Here is a 16920-nt window from a genome sequence, read left to right as displayed (position 1 = left end):
CATCCGTGATGCGACAGCCCTGAGCAACGGCACGGAGGCAACAGCCCGCCCGTGCACGGGAGTTCAGCGCTCCGTCACGCGTCCTCCCGCGACCTCCACCCGGCGAGTGACCTGCACCGCGCTCAGCATGCGGCGGTCGTGGGTGACGAGCAGCAGGGTGCCCTCGTACGAGGCGAGGGCCGATTCCAGCTGCTCGATCGCCGGGAGGTCGAGGTGGTTCGTGGGCTCGTCCAGCACCAGGAGGTTCACGCCGCGGCCCTGGAGCAACGCCAGGGCCGCGCGCGTGCGTTCGCCCGGGGAGAGGGTGGACGCGGGCCGCAGCACGTGCGCCGCCTTGAGGCCGAACTTGGCGAGCAGGGTGCGGACGTCCGCCGGGCTCGTGTCCGGGACGGCCGCGGCGAAAGCGTCCATCAGCGGTTCGTCGCCGAAGAACAGGCCGCGGGCCTGGTCGACCTCGCCCACGACCACGCCGGGCCCGAGCGTCGCCTGCCCCGTGTCCAGGGGCAGGCGGCCGAGCAGGGCCGCGAGCAGCGTGGACTTGCCGGAGCCGTTGGCGCCCGTGATGGCCACGCGGTCGGCCCAGTCGACCTGGAGATCCACCGGCCCGAAGGCGAACGAGCCGCGCTTGGCCTCCGCCCCGGTCAGCGTCGCCACGACGGCGCCGGACCGCGGTGCGGCCGCGATCTCCATCCGCAGCTCCCACTCCTCGCGCGGCTCCTCGACGACGTCGAGCCGTTCGATCAGCCGCTCCGTCTGACGGGCCTTGGACGCCTGCTTCTCGCTCGCGTCCGAACGGAACTTGCGGCCGAGCTTGTCGTTGTCCCCTGCCTTGCGGCGGGCGTTCTTCACGCCCTTGGCCATCCAGTTGCGCTGCATCCTGGCGCGCGACTCCAGGCCGGCGCGGGTGTCGGCGTACTCCTCGTACTCCTGGCGGGCGTGGCGCCGGGCCACGTCGCGCTCCTCCAGGTACGCCGCGTAGCCGCCGCCGTAAAGGTTCACCTGCTGCTGGTGCAGGTCGAGTTCGAGGACCTTGGTCACGGTCCGGGTGAGGAACTCGCGGTCGTGGCTGACGACGACCGTCCCGGCGCGCAGGCCCGTCACGAACGCCTCCAGGCGCTCAAGCCCGTCCAGGTCCAGGTCGTTGGTCGGCTCGTCGAGGAGGAACACGTCGTAGCGGCTGAGGAGGAGGGAGGCCAGGCCCGCGCGGGCGGCCTGGCCGCCGGATAGGGTCGTCATGGGCCGGTCCAGTCCCACGGCGAGGCCGAGGCTGCCGGCGGTCTCCTCGGCCCGCTCCTCCAGGTCGGCGCCGCCGAGGGCGAGCCAGCGCTCCAGACCGTCGGCGTACGCGTCGTCGGCGCCCGGCAGGCCGTCGGCCAGCGCCTGGGTGGCCTCGTCGAGGGCGTGCTGGGCCGCGGCCACGCCCGTACGGCGGGCCAGGAACTCCCGTACGCTCTCGCCCTGCCGGCGCTCGGGCTCCTGGGGCAGGTGCCCGACGACGGCCGTGGGCGGGCTGAGGTGGAGGGAGCCGTGCTCGGGCGCGTCGAGGCCGGCGAGCATGCGCAGCAGGGTGGATTTGCCCGCGCCGTTGACGCCGACGAGGCCGATCACGTCGCCGGGGGCGACGACCAGGTCGAGACCGGAGAACAGGGAGCGTTCGCCGTGGCCGGCGGCGAGATCCTTGGTGACGAGGGTGGCAGTCATCAGAGCGCCGATCCTAGTGCCACGTCAGTCACGGTTCGTCCGGTGGCGAGGCGTCCTGGTGCGTGCGATCGCAAGGCGGCCGGAAACCCTCGTAGTGGGCCTACTCGGGTTTTCGGCCAACGCGGCGGGCGTGTGCACCAGGGCGGCGAGCGGGTCGAACCGTGGCTGACCCGGCACTGGCGGCGTGGGGTGCGGATCAGGGACGTCCGGCGAGCGGGGTGGGTCACACGTCAGCCGCGGTGACGGGGTGCGGCGGCCCGACGCGAAGGTCCCCCGGGCCCCGCGCCCCACCGCCGGGCGGTGGAGGGGGGCCGGGGGACCTCGGCCGGTCTTCCGGCGGGCCGGCGTCAGCCGAGCGTCGCCAGCGCCTCGTTGAGGCTCTTCGACGGGCGCATCACGGCGTCCGCCTTGGACGTCGACGGCTGGTAGTAGCCGCCGATGTCGGCCGGCGAGCCCTGGACGGCGAGCAGTTCGCCGACGATGGCCTGCTCCTGCTGCGTCAGCGTCTCGGCCAGGGCCTTGAACGCCTCCGCGAGCTGCGCGTCGTCGGTCTGCTTGGCCAGCTCCTGCGCCCAGTACAGGGCGAGGTAGAAGTGGCTTCCGCGGTTGTCGATGCCGCCCAGCTTGCGGCTCGGCGACTTGTTCTCGTTGAGGAAGGTCGCCGTGGCCCGGTCGAGGGTGTCGGCCAGGATCTGGGCGCGCGCGTTGTCCGTCGTCTGCGCGAGGTGCTCGAAGCTGACGGCCAGGGCCAGGAACTCGCCCAGGCTGTCCCAGCGCAGGTAGTTCTCCTTGACGAGCTGCTGGACGTGCTTCGGGGCGGAGCCGCCGGCGCCCGTCTCGAACAGGCCGCCGCCGTTCATCAGCGGGACGACGGAGAGCATCTTGGCGCTGGTGCCCAGCTCCAGGATCGGGAACAGGTCGGTCAGGTAGTCACGCAGGACGTTGCCGGTGACCGAGATCGTGTTCTCGCCGCGGCGGATCCGCTCCAGCGAGAACGCGATGGCGTCGACGGGACGCATGATCTCGAGCCGCAGGCCCTCGGTGTCGTGCTCGGGGAGGTACTGCTTCACCTTGGCGATGAGGTTGGCGTCGTGCGCCCGGCCCTCGTCCAGCCAGAACACGGCCGGGTCGCCGGTGGCGCGGGCACGGGTCACGGCGAGCTTGACCCAGTCCTTGATCGGCGCGTCCTTGGTCTGGCACATGCGGAAGATGTCGCCCGCGCTGACCGTCTGCTCCAGGACGACGCCGCCCTTGCCGTCGAGGACGCGCACCGTGCCGGTGTGCTGGATCTCGAAGGTCTTGTCGTGGCTGCCGTACTCCTCGGCCTTCTGCGCCATCAGGCCGACGTTGGGCACCGAGCCCATCGTGGACGGGTCGAAGGCGCCGTTGGCGCGGCAGTCGTCGATGACGACCTGGTAGATGCCGGCGTAGCTGCTGTCGGGGATGACGGCGAGGGTGTCGGCCTCGTTGCCGTCCGGGCCCCACATGTGGCCGGAGGTACGGATCATGGCCGGCATGGAGGCGTCCACGATCACGTCGCTCGGCACGTGCAGGTTGGTGATGCCGCGGTCGGAGTCGACCATCGCCAGCTCGGGGCCCTCGGCCAGCTCGGCCTCGAAGGACTCCTTGATCTTCGCGCCGCCCTCCACGGACTCCAGGCCCTTGAGGATGCCGCCGAGACCGTCGTTCGGGGTGAGGCCCGCGGCGGCCAGCGTCTCGCCGTGCTCGGCGAAGGTCTTCGGGAAGAAGGCCCGGACGACGTGGCCGAAGATGATCGGGTCGGAGACCTTCATCATCGTGGCCTTCAGGTGCACGGAGAACAGCACACCCTCGGCCTTGGCGCGGGCGACCTGCTGGGTGAGGAACTCGCGCAGCACGGCCACGCGCATCACGGAGGCGTCCACGACCTCGCCCGCACGCACCGGCACCGACTCGCGCAGCACGGTCGTGGTGCCGTCGTCACCGGCCAGCTCGATACGGAACGAGCCGTCCTCGGACACGACCGCGGACTTCTCGGTGGAGCGGAAGTCGTCGCCGGTCATGTGCACGACGTTGGTCTTCGAGTCGGCCGTCCAGGCGCCCATGCGGTGCGGGTGGGCCTTGGCGTAGTTCTTGACCGAGGCGGGGGCGCGGCGGTCGGAGTTGCCCTCGCGCAGAACCGGGTTGACGGCGCTGCCCTTGACCTTGTCGTAGCGGGCGCGGATGTCGCGCTCCTCGTCGGTCTTCGGGTCGTCCGGGTAGTCCGGGAGCGCGTAGCCCTGCTCCTGCAGCTCGGCGACCGCGGCCTTCAGCTGCGGGATCGACGCCGAGATGTTCGGCAGCTTGATGATGTTGGCGCCCGGCGTCTTGGCGAGCTCGCCCAGCTCGGCGAGCGCGTCGTCGATGCGCTGGCCCTCTTCCAGGCGCTCGGGGAAGCTCGCGATGATCCGCCCCGCCAGGGAGATGTCGCGGCTCTCGACGCTGACGCCGGCGGTTGAGGCATACGCCCGGATCACAGGCAGGAACGAGTACGTGGCCAGGGCCGGGGCCTCGTCGGTGTGCGTGTAGATGATCGTCGAGTCAGTCACCGATACTCCGCTTCACGTTTCTCCATCGTCTCGATATCAAGATATCTCGTACTCACCCCTCCCCGACACCGCCCCCCGCCTCGCGCCGTGGTGAGCCGCGCCACCCCCGTCACCTGCGGATACGTGCCGGACGAGGAGCAGGCACATGCCGTTTCCGGTCAGGTTAACCGTCGTCGCGAAGCGTGCGAAGAGCTGAACGCGGGCCGTGAGCCTGGCGGCACGGGCTCGCGGGGCGGGTGCCGCCCTCGCGTGCCGCGGTGGGCAGCGGATAGCGTCCCGGCATGGACAGTGACGTGATCGTCGTCGGCGGCGGGGTGATCGGGCTGACCACCGCGGTCACGCTCGCCGAGAGCGGCCGGCGTGTGACGGTGTGGAGCCGGGACCCGTACACGGACACCACGTCCGCCGTGGCCGGCGGGCTGTGCTGGCCGTACCGCGTCGAGCCCGAGGAGCGCGCCGCCGCGTGGTCCCTGCGCTCCTTCCACGTGCTGAGCGCGCTGGCCGGGCGTCCCGGGGAGACCGGGGTGCGCCTGGTCGACGGGACGATGGCCGACACCCGCGCCGAGGACCTGGGCACGTGGGCCGACGGCGTGCCCGGTCTGCGCGCGGCGCACCGCGACGAACTGCCCGACGGCCACGAGGCGGGGGTCAGGGCCCGCGTGCCGCTGGTCGACATGCGGACCCATCTGGCGTATCTGGAACGGCGGTTGGCGTCCGCGGGCGCTGTGCTGGAGCGCCGCGCGGTGACCTCGCTCGACGAGGCGGGCCGGGCCGCGCCCGTCGTCGTCAACTGCACCGGGCTCGGCGCCCGCGAGCTGGTGCCGGACGCGGAGGTCCGGCCCGTGCAGGGCCGGATCGTGATCGTGGAGAACCCCGGGGTCGACACCTGGTTCGTGGCGACGAAGGGCAGCGCCGAGGAGACGACGTACCTCCTGCCGCACCCGTACGGGCTGGTGCTCGGCGGGACGGCCCGCGAGGACGTCTGGGACACGGGCCCCGACCCGGCGGCCGCCGAGGCGATCGTCCGCCGCTGCTCCCCCTTCCACCCCGGACTGGCGAAGGCCCGCGTGCTGGAACAGCGCGTGGGACTGAGGCCGTTCCGGTCGAGCGTCCGGATCGAGGCGGAGCGGCTGCCCGGCGGCGCGCTGTGCGTGCACAACTACGGCCACGGCGGCGGGGGCGTGACGGTGTCGTGGGGGTGCGCGGAGGAGGCGGCGCGCCTGGTGGCCACCGGCGATCAGGCGGCGCGGACAGACCGCTGACGGAGCGGACAGGCCACTGACGGATGGGTGGCGTACAGGCCGCGTACGGTGGGATCCCCGGCTCAGTGCCGCCAGGTGTAGCGGCGCTCGGGGCGGCCCGTCGTCCCGTACTTCAGGTGCACTTCGGCCCGCCCGGCCTCCGCGAAGTGCTCCAGATACCGCCGGGCGCTGACCCGCGACAGCCCGGTATCGGCCGCGCACTCACTCGCGGACAGATCCTCCGGGGCCCGTGCCCGCAGCGCCGTCTCCACCAGGGCCGCCGTGGGAGCGCTGAGCCCCTTGGGCAGCGGCGCGGCGCCCCGGCCGCGCTCGGGCGCGGGGAACAGACGGTCCACGTCCGACTGCGCGGTGTCCGGCGCCCCGGCCATGGCGACGTGGGCGGCGCGGTAGTGCCGGAGCCTGGCCCGCAGTTCCGCCTGTTCGAACGGCTTGATGAGGTAGTTCACCACGCCGGCGCGCTGCGCCTCGCGCACCGTCTCCGCGTCCGTGGCCGCGCTGATCACGAGGAAATCGGTCCGCGGACGGGCTTCCCGGATCCGGCGGAGCACGTCGAGTCCGGGGGCGTCGGGGAGATAGAGGTCCAGCAGGACGAGGTCGGGGTTCAGCTCCGCGGCCCTGGCCACCGCCTCGGCACCGGTGTGCGCCACTCCGGCCGTACGGAAGCCCGGCGCCCGGTCGACGCACACGCTGTGCAGCCTGGCGACCATGAAATCGTCGTCGACGACCAGAACTCTGAGCTCCATGGGGACCACAAGTTACTCAACGACCACTGTTTTGCGAATAGTGACCGGGAGCACATGCCCTGGGATCGTCTGGCCCATTCGGTAGGCACCCAGGAAATGAGAGCCGCATGGACAGACGCACGCTGTTGCGCGCCGCCGCCGCGGGCCTGCTCGTACCCGCCTCGTACGCCACCGCGTCCGGATGCGGGGTGACCCGGGACAGCGACAGCGGCGCGTCAGGGCCGCTCGGCCGGCTGCGCATGATCGTCGGCAACAGCCCGGGCAGCGGCTTCGACATCACGGCCCGCACGGCGGGCAAGGCCCTCACCTCCGCCGAGGCGGCCCGCGGCATGGAGGTCGTGAACATCTCCGGCGCGGGCGGCACCATCGGGCTCTCCCGGCTGGTCAACTCCCGCGGCAGCAACGAGACGCTGATGATGATGGGCCTCGGCGTCGTCGGCGCGGTCTTCACCAACAAGTCGCGGGCGGGCCTGGAGGACACGACCCCGCTGGCCCGCCTGATCGAGGACCCGAGCGCCGTCGTCGTCCCCAAGGACTCCGAACTGCGCAGTCTGGACGACTTCCTGGAAGCCTGGCGGAGCGACCCGGACCGCCTGTCGGTCGGCGGCGGCTCCTCCCCCGGCGGTCCGGACCACCTGCTGCCGATGCAGGTGGCGGAGGCCGCCGGGATCGACCCGACGAAGACCCGGTACATCGGTTACGACGGCGGCGGCGAACTGCTCACCGCGCTCCTCGGCAGCAAGATCGACGTGGCCGCCACGGGCATCGGCGAGATGGTCGACCAGATCGCCACAGGGGACGTACGGATCCTGGCGACGACCGGCAGGACGACGGTCGAGGGCGTGGACGCGCCGACCCTGGCGGAGAAGGGCATCGAGATCTCCGCCGTCAACTGGCGCGGTGTGGTCGCCGCCCCCGGCATCTCCCGGGCCCGGCGCGACCGGCTGGTCGACGCGCTGCGGACGATGCGCGACTCGGACGAGTGGAAGGAGGGCGTACGGCGCAACGGCTGGACCGACGCCTTCCAGGAGGGCGAGAAGTTCGAGGACTTTCTCGCGGACCAGAACACCAGGGTCGCGAAGACCCTCCGGCGGCTGGGGCTGACGCGATGAGCGAGACGACGGACACGACGGCGGATGCCGCGCGCGGCGCGGTGGGACCGGGCGAACGCCCAGCGAACCGGGCGGAGTTGCTGGTCTGCGGGCTCCTCGCGCTGCTCGGCGCGGTGGTCCTGGTCGACGCGGCGACGATGGCGGATCTGCCCGCAGCCGAGACCGGCCCCATCGGCCCCAAGGCCGTACCGTTCGCGATCGGCATCGGCCTGCTGGTGTGCGCGGCGGTCCTCACCGTCGACGTACTGCGCGGCGGGCGGGGCGAGGCCGAGAGCGGCGAGGACATCGACCTCGACGCACCGGTGGACTGGCGCGCCGTGCTGCTGGTGATCGCGTTCTTCCTGGCCAACGCGGTCCTCATCGAGCCGCTGGGCTGGGCGATCTCGGGCGCGATCCTCTTCTGGGGCACGGCGTTCGCCCTGGGCAGCCGGAGCTGGCTGCGCGACGCGGCCGTCTCCGCCGGCCTGTCGGTCGGCTCGTTCTACGCGTTCGCCTACGGGCTCGGGATCATCCTGCCGCCCGGCGTGCTGAAGGGAATCCTGTGATGGGCGCGCTCTCCGATCTGCTCGGCGGCTTCGCGACGGTCCTCTCGCCCGCCAACCTGCTGTACGCCTTCATCGGGGTGCTGATCGGCTCGGCCGTCGGGGTGCTGCCCGGCATCGGCCCGGCCATGACGGTGGCGCTGCTGCTGCCCGTCACCTTCGGCATGGAGCCGACGGCGGCCTTCGTGATGTTCGGCGGCATCTACTACGGCGGGATGTTCGGCGGCGCGATCACCTCGATCCTGCTCAACACCCCCGGCGAATCGGCCTCGGTGGTCACCGCCGTCGAGGGCAACCTCATGGCCAAACGCGGGCTCGCGGCCCAGGCGCTGGCCACCGCCGTGATCGGGTCGTTCATCGCGTCCACGATCGGTACGGCGATGCTCGCCTTCCTCGCCCCGCTCGTCGTGGACTTCGCGGTGACGCTCGGCGCGCCCGCGTACTTCGCGATCATGGTCGTCGCGCTGACCACGGTGACGGCGGTCATCGGCTCCTCGCGGGTGCGCGGCTTCTCCTCCCTGGCACTGGGGCTGACCATCGGCCTCATCGGGATCGACTCGATCTCGGGCCAGCAGCGGCTGACGTTCGACGTGCCCCAACTCGCCGACGGCATCGACATCGTGGTCGTCGCGGTCGCCGTCTTCGCGGTCGGCGAGGCGCTGTGGGTGGCCGCGCACCTGCGGCGCACCCCGCCCAAGCCGGTACCGGTCGGACGGCCGTGGATGGGCCGCGAGGACTTCCGGCGCTCGTGGAAGCCGTGGCTGCGCGGACTGTTCATCGGCTTCCCGATGGGCGCGCTACCCGCGGGCGGCGCCGAGATCCCGACCGTCATCTCGTACGCCACGGAGAAGCGGCTCGCGGGCCCGGACGGGGAGTTCGGGCGCGGCGCGATCGAGGGCGTGGCCGGCCCGGAGGCCACGAACAAAGGCGCGGCGGCGGGATCGTTCGTGCCGATGCTGTCCCTGGGCCTTCCGGCAAACGCGACGGGCGCGGTGATGCTGGCCGCGTTCACGCAGTACGGGATCCAGCCGGGACCGCTGCTCTTCGAGCGCGAGAGCGACCTGGTGTGGGCGTTGATCGCCAGCCTCTTCGTCGGAAATGTCCTGCTGCTCCTGCTGAACCTGCCGCTGGCGCCGGTGTGGGCGAAGCTGCTGCAGGTGCCGCGCGCGTACCTCTACGCGGGGATCCTGTTCTTCTCCGCGCTGGGCGCGTTCGCCGTCAACTTCCAGGCCGTCGACCTGGTGGTGCTGCTCGTACTCGGCCTGCTGGGCTTCATGATGCGGCGGTTCGGGCTGCCGGTGCTGCCGCTGATCCTGGGCGTGATCCTGGGCCCGCTGGCGGAGGAGCAGCTGCGCCGCACGTTCCAGCTCAGCAACGGCGCGGTGAGCGGGCTGTGGAGCGAGCCGGTGGCGGTGGTGCTGTACGCGGTGGCGGCGCTGGTGATCGTCTGGCCGCTGCTGGCGAAGTGGCGGGAGCGTTCGCGCCGCGGCGGCGAGAAGGAGAAGGCCGCCTGACCCTTCTCGCGCAGCTCACCTCGTAGCGCGTCGTCACCCGGGTCCGGGTTCTCTCCCGCAGCCGTCGGCCGAATCATCGGCAGGCGGCTGTCCCCTGCCCGCTCCGGCCCGGCCTCTGGACCCCGCTCGCTGCTCGTCGCTCGTCGCTCCGGTCCGGTCCGGGCTCCGGGCTCCGGGCTCCGGGCGGAAGCAACCCCGGGGGGCGCCAAGGCGTCCTGGTGGGAGGGGAACCTCGGTCCCACCGCGTGAATGAACAGGGTCCACGCCTTGAGGACATCAGGGGCGTAGCCCACCTGCACCACCTCGCCCCGGCGGCTGCCGACCAAGGCCGCCGGGCGAGTCACAGCACGGACTGCGGAGGAACTACGCCCATGGATGAGGAGGATGCGCCCCTGCCGGGCCCCCGCACCGCTCGATAGGATGATCGAACTGCGATGAGCCCTCTCATCGCCCGTCCTTCGGCGGAAAACCATGTTATCCGGCGCGAAAAGTGACCTATTCGGCTAGCACCTAACAAAACGACCAAAAAATTGATACCTATAGCAACGCGGGTGTTCTCGCGAATAACGGGACAAAACAACAACGAACCGACGTCCGCCGCGTGGCGTCGACCACGGGTGTGGTTGTGGGCCGCGGCCGGAGCGGTGGCCCTCGGGTTCCTCATAGCCCTGGAGATCGCCGCACGTCACTACGGGCAACCCGGACCGATCACCAACCAGGCGCGCGAGGTCTTCTTCCTCCCGAAGTCCGGGCCTCTGCTGTACGCCGGTATGGCGTTGATGATGGTGGTGCTCAGCTGGCGGGAGCGGTTCATCGCGGCCGGTGTCGCGATCGGCATCGACCTCGTCTTCCTGGCGGTGCGGTGGCCGGTCGACGCACCGGAGACCCACGGCCACCCGTTCGGCAACGGTGCGTTGTGGGTGCTTCTGGGGTACGCGGTCATCGCCGTCACGCGCCGCACGGGCAAGGAACGTGCCCTGCTGCTGAAGGGCGTCGGCCTGGGCCTGCTGCTGGTGGCCGGGCGTAAGACCGGCGACACCTGGCTGCTCATCACGTCGAAGACCCAGCCGACGGTGCTCGACCAGTACGTGGCGACCGCCGATCAGGCGCTGGGCAACCCGTCGTGGCTGGTGGGCCGGATCGTCCGCGCCACCGGGCCCGTCGGCGAGCATGTTCTCGACTACGTCTACATCCAGCTCGCGGTGGCCGCGGTCGTCATCGCGCTGTACCAGATGCGTCATGTGGCGGCCGAACGCGCCTTTCCGCGCCACCATCTGGTGCGCACGTTCCTGGTCATCGGCCTTCTCGGGCCAGGCATCTACATGCTCTTCCCGGTGGTCGGGCCGATCTTCGCCTACGGCGTCAACGGCGGGCAGTTCGCGGTGACCGACGTGTGGCCGGACACGCCGCCGCCGATCGACGTCCCGCACGGGATGCCCTTCAACGACTTCACCCCGCGCAACTGCATGCCCAGCCTGCACACGGCATGGGCCACGGCGATCTTCATCCATTCCCGTCAGGGCCCGCGCCTCATGCGCTTCGCGGGCACGTTCTGGCTCATCACCACGCTCGGGGCGACCCTGGGATTCGGCTACCACTACGGCGTGGATCTCGTGGCCGGCGTGGTGTTCACGCTGACGATCGAGGCGGCGATGCGCGCGTTCGCCCGCGGTTGGGACCGGTCGGCCATCCAGCTGGTCGCCTACGGCACTTCGGTCTTCGGGGCGCTCCTGTTGTCGTACCGCTTTCTGCCGCTGGAGATGAGCAAGCATCCGTGGGTGGCCGGCCCGCTGCTCATTCTGGCGATGTGCTCGGTGATCCTCGGTTACGTGCGGACCACCAAACAGTGGGAACCGAAGGCCGTACCCATGCTGAAGCCGGAACCGGAACCGCAGCCCCAACTGGTCTGATTCCGGCCGTACGCAACGGCGTCATACGCAGCAATACGGAGCAGGGCAATACCGAACGGCGGTGCCGAACCCACGCGTTGTGGGTTCGGCACCGCCGTTCTCCGTGTTCTCCCGGCTCGACCGACGCGGCGTGAGAGGGCCGCCGCGGACATTGCGCCGGGTGAGAGCGTCAGCTCTTGGGCGCGTCGCTCTCCACCGGCGCCTTGTCGCCGCCTTCTCCGTTCGTGGCAGGGCCGATGCGGAGTTCGAAGTCGCCTCCGAACTTCTCATGGCCCGCGATGACCGCCTCTTCGACAGCCACCTCGCCCTTCTCGCCGCGCACGATCAGCGGGTCACGGCGCAGGTCGCGCATGAGCGCCCAGCACAGGCCGACCATGACCAGGACGAACGGCGCCGCGACCAGGATCGTCAGATTCTGCAAGCCGGTGAGCGCATCGCCCGCACCGCCTCCGATCAACAGCATCACCGCGGCCACCGCTCCGGTGAGGACACCCCAGAAGATGACCACCGGCTTGCCCGGCTCGATGGAGCCGCGCTGGGAGAGGGTTCCCATGACGATGGAGGCCGCGTCCGCGCCGGAGACGAAGAAGATCGCGACGAGGATCATCACGAGCAGGCTCATCAGCGTGGCGACGGGGTACTGCTGGAGCACCGCGAAGAGCTGGCCCTCGGGCGTGGCCTCGTCGCCGAGGCGGCCCTGGTCCTGGAGCGTCATCGCCGAACCGCCGAAGATCGCGAACCACAGCAGGCTCACCGAGCTCGGGACGAGGATCACGCCGCCGACGAACTGACGGATCGTCCGGCCGCGGCTGATGCGGGCGATGAACATGCCGACGAAGGGCGTCCAGGAGATCCACCACGCCCAGTAGAAGACCGTCCAGCTCGAGAGCCAGTCGTCGACGCCCTTGCCGCTGGACGCCTCGGTACGGCCCGCGAGTTGCGGCAGGTCGCCCAGGTAGGCGCTGATGGAGGTGGGCAGCAGGTCGAGGATGACGATCGTGGGCCCGGCGACGAAGACGAAGAGCGCCAGGATCAGCGCCAGGACCATGTTGATGTTGGACAGCCACTGGATGCCCTTGGCGACACCCGACACCGCGGAGGCCACGAACGCGACGGTGAGGACCGCGATGATCGCGACCAGCAGCCCGGTGCCGACGCTGCCCATCCAGCCGAGCTCCTCGATGCCGCTGCGGATCTGGAGCGTGCCGAGACCCAGGGACGCGGCGGAGCCGAAGAGCGTCGCGAAGATCGCGAGGATGTCGATGACCCGGCCGCCCCAGCCGTTCGCGTGCCGCTTGCCGAGCAGCGGCTCGAAGACGGAGCTGATCAACTGCCGCCTGCCGCGCCGGAAGGTGCTGTACGCGATGGCGAGACCCACGACGGCGTAGATGGCCCAGGGGTGCAGTGTCCAGTGGAAGAGCGTGGTGGCCATGGCGGTCTCCATGGCCTGGGCCGCGTCGGCCGGATCGGTGCCGGGCGGCGGTTCCTTGAAGTGGGAGAGCGGCTCGCTCACGCCGTAGAACATCAGGCCGATGCCCATACCGGCGCTGAACATCATCGCGACCCACGAGACCGTCTTGAATTCCGGCTCCTCGCCCTCGCTGCCGAGGGTGATCTTCCCGTAGCGGCTGACCGCCAGCCACAGCGCGAAGACCACGAATCCGGAGGCGGCGAGGACGAAGGCCCAGCCGCCGTTGTGCATGAGGCCGCCCAGCATGGAGCTGGAGACGGATTCCAGTGCGTCCGTGAAGACGGAGCCCCAGACGACGAAGAGCAGCGTCGCCGCCGCGGTGACGCCGAATACGACTTTGTCGGTCTGCGGGTGACGCGTCCCGTGCGGACTTCCGGGTAGATGTCTGACCACTACCTCGTCTGCCCCGCTATGCGAGTCATGTTCTTTGTCCGGCACGTCACGACCCTTTCATGGCTGAATTCATATTGCCCGTACGCCTTACCACGAGGTCGTGTTCTCATTCCGGCGTCATGCAGGGCATTCAGCGGTCAGCAGTCGTTCACGGACCGTCCTGACGTGAGGTGATAGGCGGCCCGCTCGTCGAGAAGGAGCGGTACGAGGGCGCGCAGTGGCTGCCGGAGAGGCACCAGCACGCCGTTCCGGCCCGGTTTCGACCGGATTCCGTGCAGCGCCAGCTCGTCCGAGACGTCGCCGTACTGCTCCGGGGTGAGACGGTAACCACACGGAGGGTTCTCGATCACCTCGTCCGGTGTGGCCGGATCGTTATCCGCGCCACCGAGGTGAACGGGTCCGCGATCGGCGTATCCGGACAGCCGGGCCAGTGTCGTGGCGGCCTCGATCCGGGTGCGCCGCTCACCCACAAAATCCACCAAACCGCGCAAAGCGGACAGTTGTGAGCCGACGCGTCGCCGGTTGTTCAGGGCCGGGTCCGCCGCCTCCTCGTCGGTCAGGGGATCGGTCCGGGTCTCCACCAGCAGACCGACGGAGTGCTTGATCCCGGCCGTGTTCCGCAGGATGCGTTCCTGGCCGTCGCCGGCGACCTGCTTGACCGGCTCGCCGGTCTCCGGATCGGTCCAGATCCCGTAGATCCCGGTGCTGAAGCCCGCCGCCCCGGCCGCCGGGCGGACGTACGCCTCGGAGAGGGTGTGCGCCTCGTCGTGCACCCGTTCGTCGGTGTTGAGGTTGCGCGGCCAGAGCGACAGCAGGTCCTTGACGTAGTACGGCTCGGTGGGGCCGTACTCGTGCAGGTCGTACACGAGGTCGGGGCGGTAGTCGCGGAGGAGGGCCGCCACGGTTCTGCCCTCGGTGGTCTTCAACTCGATGTGGTCCCGGTTGATGTCGACGCCGTCGGCGTTGCCCCGGGTGTCGGCCGCCCGTCCGTCCGGATTGGCGGTCGGGACGACGAGAACGCTGGTCCGCTCCAGGAAGCGCCGGGTCCCGGCGTCCCGGGCGTAGGCGAGGTCGCGGACCGTGGACAGGCACGCGTCGCGTCCTGACGGTTCGTCACCGTGCTGGCTGCACAGGAGCAGCAGCGCGTTGCCCCGGGCGGTCTGCGCGGCGGTGGGCGGGGCGCTCCCACCGATCCGTACGAGCTGCAGGGGCCGCCCTTGCCGCGTGGTGCCGATCCGGTCGACGGCGACCCGGTCGTTGTCGCGGTCCAGCCGCGCCAGCAGGTCCTGTTCCTCGGGCTGCGTGGTCCAGCGGGCGCCGTTGCTGCGCTCGAAGCCGGTACGCGGGGGCGGGGCGGCGGTGGTGCCCGCGCCGGTGCGCGCGGTGGCCGCGTCCGCCAAGGCCGCCGGGCCGGCCGGGCCCGCCGCTCCGGACGCGTGCGCGGGCGCGACGAGCAGCGGGGCGGCGAACACGGCGCCCAGAGCGCCGAGGAGCAGTGCACGGGGTCTCACGGGGCGTTGCCTCCCTGGTGGTTCCGGCGGGGTCGGTGGTCTCCGGGGTTCGGTCAGCGGCCGGTCCCGGACGGGACCCGGGCGGCGCGAGGATCGCCGACGGCCGTCCGCGGGAGGTCCGTGGGCGCGGCCGCCCGGGGCGGGCTCCCGGCCGTGGCGCGGACGAAGGCCCCGGCGCCGCCGACGAGCGGAAGGCGCGCGGACGTCCGGGGCAGGTCGAGGGTGAGCCGGGGCGTGGAGGCGGGCGGTTCGATGAGCCCCGCGTCCGTGCCGGCGACGAGGAGCGCGAGCCGGTGCCCGGCCGGTACGACGTGGTCGCTCGCGTGCAGGTCGAGCGTGATCGTGTACTTCTTGCCCGGCGTCAGCGGCCGGCCGGTGTGCTCCGAGGCGTAGTTGCCGAGGTCGGCCCAGCCGCGGCTGAAGACGGTGTGCCCGACCGCGGCCGTCCTGGGCTCGGTCTCCTTGAAGCAGGCGCTGTCCCCGCCGGTACTGCTCCCCCAGCAGGTGCGCTCGGGCAGCGTGGTGATGCCTTCGCCCGCGTCGCCGTAGTCGCGGATCGTGGCGGGCCCGAGGTCGACGAGGACGGCGGACAGATGGGCGCCGGCGGTCGACGGTGTCGCGGTGACCGTCACCGATCCGGATCCGGACAGCCGCAGGTCCTTGCGCAGCACCGGGGTGAGGAAGGCCGCCTTGGCGGGTGACGGCGTGCCGGCCGCGGCGGCCCAGTCGGTCTCGCTCAGCTTCGGATCGTCGGTGAAGGTCTCCGCCGCTCCCGGCCGGGCGGGGAGCAGGCCGAGGCGTCCGACGCCGGGCTGCGCTCCCGTACGCGGCCGCAGGGTGGTGGCCCGTGTGCCGTCCGCGGGCCAGACGCGGTCGGTGGACCACCGGCCGGGGGCCCGCTCGATGTCGGCCATCGGCTCGCGGTCGATGCCGTTGTCATGGCCCAGCAGATAGTGGTCGAACCAGCGGTGCAGGGTCTTCACCCACTCCGCGCGGCGGAAGTCGAACGGGTCGACGTGCCCGGTCTGGGAGAGCCAGATCTTGCGCTCCACGCCCGCGTCGGCGAGCGCGTCCCACCACCGGCCGACGTGCCGGGTACGGACGTTGAGGTCCTGCATGCCGTGGACGGCGAAGACGCTGGCGCGTACGCGGCCGGCGTCGGGCACGTGGTCGCGCTCGCTCCACAGCGGCGTCCAGTCGCCGCTGCGCGGGGCGCCGTCGACGAGTTGCTGCTGCACGGCCTTGCAGCGGGCGCGCGCCTCGGGGCTCTCCACGTAGTCCGACAGCCAGTCCGGGCCGCTGTCGTAGAGCGGGGCGCCCTTGGCGAAGTAGTAGTCGTACCAGGAGCTGATGGCGCCGATCGGGACGACGGTCTTCAGCCCTCTGACGCCGGTGGCCGCCACACCGTTCGCGACCGTGCCGTCGTAGCTCTTCCCGATCATGCCGACGGCGCCGGTGGACCAGCGCGCGCTGACGGATGTTCCGCCGGTACGGGAGCCGTAGGCGCGGGCGCGGCCGTTCAGCCAGTCGACGACGGCCTTCGCGGACTGCACGTCGGAGCGGCCTCCGACGTCGACGCAGCCGTCTGAGCGGTTGGTGCCGGCGAGGTCGACGAGGACGGCCGCATAGCCGCGCGGCACGAAGTAGTTGTCGTAGAAGAGCGGGAACTGCACGGGCCGGCCGTCCGCGTCGTACGTCTTCTTCTGGCTCTCGTTGCCGCGCCCGCAGCACGAGTAGTACGGACTGGCGTCCATGATCACGGGGATGCGGCGGCCCTGCTGGGCCGGTTCGCGCGGCCGGACGATGTCGGCGGCGACCCGGTCGTTCCTGCCGTCCCCGTCGCCGTCGATTCCGGTGTCCACCCACACCGACTCGCGGATCGCGTCGGCGTAGTCGTACGTGGGCCGGCTCTCGGCGGGGGCGGCCGCGGCGGCGGTCGGCACCCCGGAGGGCTGGACGAGGACGGCCAGGAGGGCGGCCAGGACCGCCGGCACGAGCGTTCTCCACTGGATGCGGGTACCCCGCGCGCGTATCGCCACCGGCCGGAGGGTACACGGGTCAACTCCCGTGCGACAGAGGGCGGGTCGGGGGCGGACGGGGGTCGGTGCCGGAGCCGCGTTCGCTGCTTTCCGGGGCAGTCCCTGCCGCACACGCGGGCGCCGCGCGTGCCCCCGCGCGCCCCTCCGCGCACGTC

General features: G+C 71.4%; 11 protein-coding genes. 5 read left to right on the top strand and 6 right to left on the bottom strand.

The window, feature by feature from the left end:
• Nucleotides 1-63: 63 nt before the first annotated feature.
• Both ABZ822_RS27220 and ABZ822_RS27215 read right to left on the bottom strand, forming a co-directional pair.
• Nucleotides 64-1701, bottom strand: a complete 1638-nt coding sequence (locus ABZ822_RS27220) for an ABC-F family ATP-binding cassette domain-containing protein (protein ID WP_360859679.1) — start codon at nucleotides 1699-1701, stop codon at nucleotides 64-66.
• Nucleotides 1702-2048: 347 nt separating this feature from the next.
• Nucleotides 2049-4268, bottom strand: coding sequence for an NADP-dependent isocitrate dehydrogenase (locus ABZ822_RS27215; RefSeq protein WP_360859677.1), 2220 nt, complete (start codon nucleotides 4266-4268; stop codon nucleotides 2049-2051).
• Nucleotides 4269-4549: 281 nt separating this feature from the next.
• On the opposite strand from ABZ822_RS27215, the gene ABZ822_RS27210 reads away from it, so the two are divergent.
• Nucleotides 4550-5530: an FAD-dependent oxidoreductase gene (locus ABZ822_RS27210; RefSeq protein ID WP_360859674.1), complete on the top strand. Its 981-nt coding sequence runs from the start codon at nucleotides 4550-4552 to the stop codon at nucleotides 5528-5530.
• A 62-nt stretch (nucleotides 5531-5592) separates the two neighbouring features.
• Here ABZ822_RS27210 and ABZ822_RS27205 read toward each other — a convergent pair whose 3' ends face one another.
• Nucleotides 5593-6273 (bottom strand): response regulator, encoded by a 681-nt coding sequence (locus ABZ822_RS27205; protein WP_360859671.1) that lies wholly within the window; start codon nucleotides 6271-6273, stop codon nucleotides 5593-5595.
• A 107-nt stretch (nucleotides 6274-6380) separates the two neighbouring features.
• On the opposite strand from ABZ822_RS27205, the gene ABZ822_RS27200 reads away from it, so the two are divergent.
• The 4 genes from ABZ822_RS27200 (at nucleotide 6381) to ABZ822_RS27185 (ending at nucleotide 11351) form a co-directional block, all read left to right on the top strand.
• Nucleotides 6381-7385, top strand: coding sequence for a tripartite tricarboxylate transporter substrate binding protein (locus ABZ822_RS27200; RefSeq protein ID WP_360859668.1), 1005 nt, complete (start codon nucleotides 6381-6383; stop codon nucleotides 7383-7385).
• Nucleotides 7382-7930, top strand: a complete 549-nt coding sequence (locus ABZ822_RS27195; RefSeq protein WP_360859665.1) for a tripartite tricarboxylate transporter TctB family protein — start codon at nucleotides 7382-7384, stop codon at nucleotides 7928-7930. The genes ABZ822_RS27200 and ABZ822_RS27195 overlap by 4 nt, the downstream gene beginning before the upstream one ends.
• Nucleotides 7930-9441 carry a tripartite tricarboxylate transporter permease gene (locus ABZ822_RS27190; RefSeq protein WP_360859662.1) on the top strand — a complete coding sequence of 504 codons (1512 nt, stop codon included), beginning with the start codon at nucleotides 7930-7932 and terminating at the stop codon, nucleotides 9439-9441. The genes ABZ822_RS27195 and ABZ822_RS27190 overlap by 1 nt, the downstream gene beginning before the upstream one ends.
• A 644-nt stretch (nucleotides 9442-10085) precedes the next feature.
• Complete coding sequence (locus ABZ822_RS27185) at nucleotides 10086-11351, top strand: phosphatase PAP2 family protein (protein WP_360859659.1); 1266 nt, start codon at nucleotides 10086-10088, stop codon at nucleotides 11349-11351.
• 169 nt (nucleotides 11352-11520) lie between these two features.
• Here ABZ822_RS27185 and ABZ822_RS27180 read toward each other — a convergent pair whose 3' ends face one another.
• From ABZ822_RS27180 to ABZ822_RS27170, 3 genes are all read right to left on the bottom strand, one after another.
• The gene (locus tag ABZ822_RS27180; protein ID WP_360859656.1) at nucleotides 11521-13215 is read right to left on the bottom strand and encodes a BCCT family transporter; all 1695 of its coding nucleotides are present in this window, start codon (nucleotides 13213-13215) and stop codon (nucleotides 11521-11523) included.
• Between the two features lie 137 nt (nucleotides 13216-13352).
• Nucleotides 13353-14726, bottom strand: coding sequence for a M14 family metallocarboxypeptidase (locus tag ABZ822_RS27175; RefSeq protein ID WP_360859653.1), 1374 nt, complete (start codon nucleotides 14724-14726; stop codon nucleotides 13353-13355).
• Nucleotides 14727-14779: 53 nt separating this feature from the next.
• Entirely contained in the window at nucleotides 14780-16765 is a 1986-nt protein-coding gene (locus ABZ822_RS27170) for a Xaa-Pro dipeptidyl-peptidase (protein ID WP_360859650.1), read from the bottom strand.
• Nucleotides 16766-16920 lie beyond the last annotated feature (155 nt).

Origin of the sequence: Streptomyces sp. NPDC047108 (assembly GCF_040643575.1) — a bacterium.
Classification (GTDB): domain Bacteria; phylum Actinomycetota; class Actinomycetes; order Streptomycetales; family Streptomycetaceae; genus Streptomyces.
This window is presented reverse-complemented; position numbering and strand designations above follow the sequence as displayed.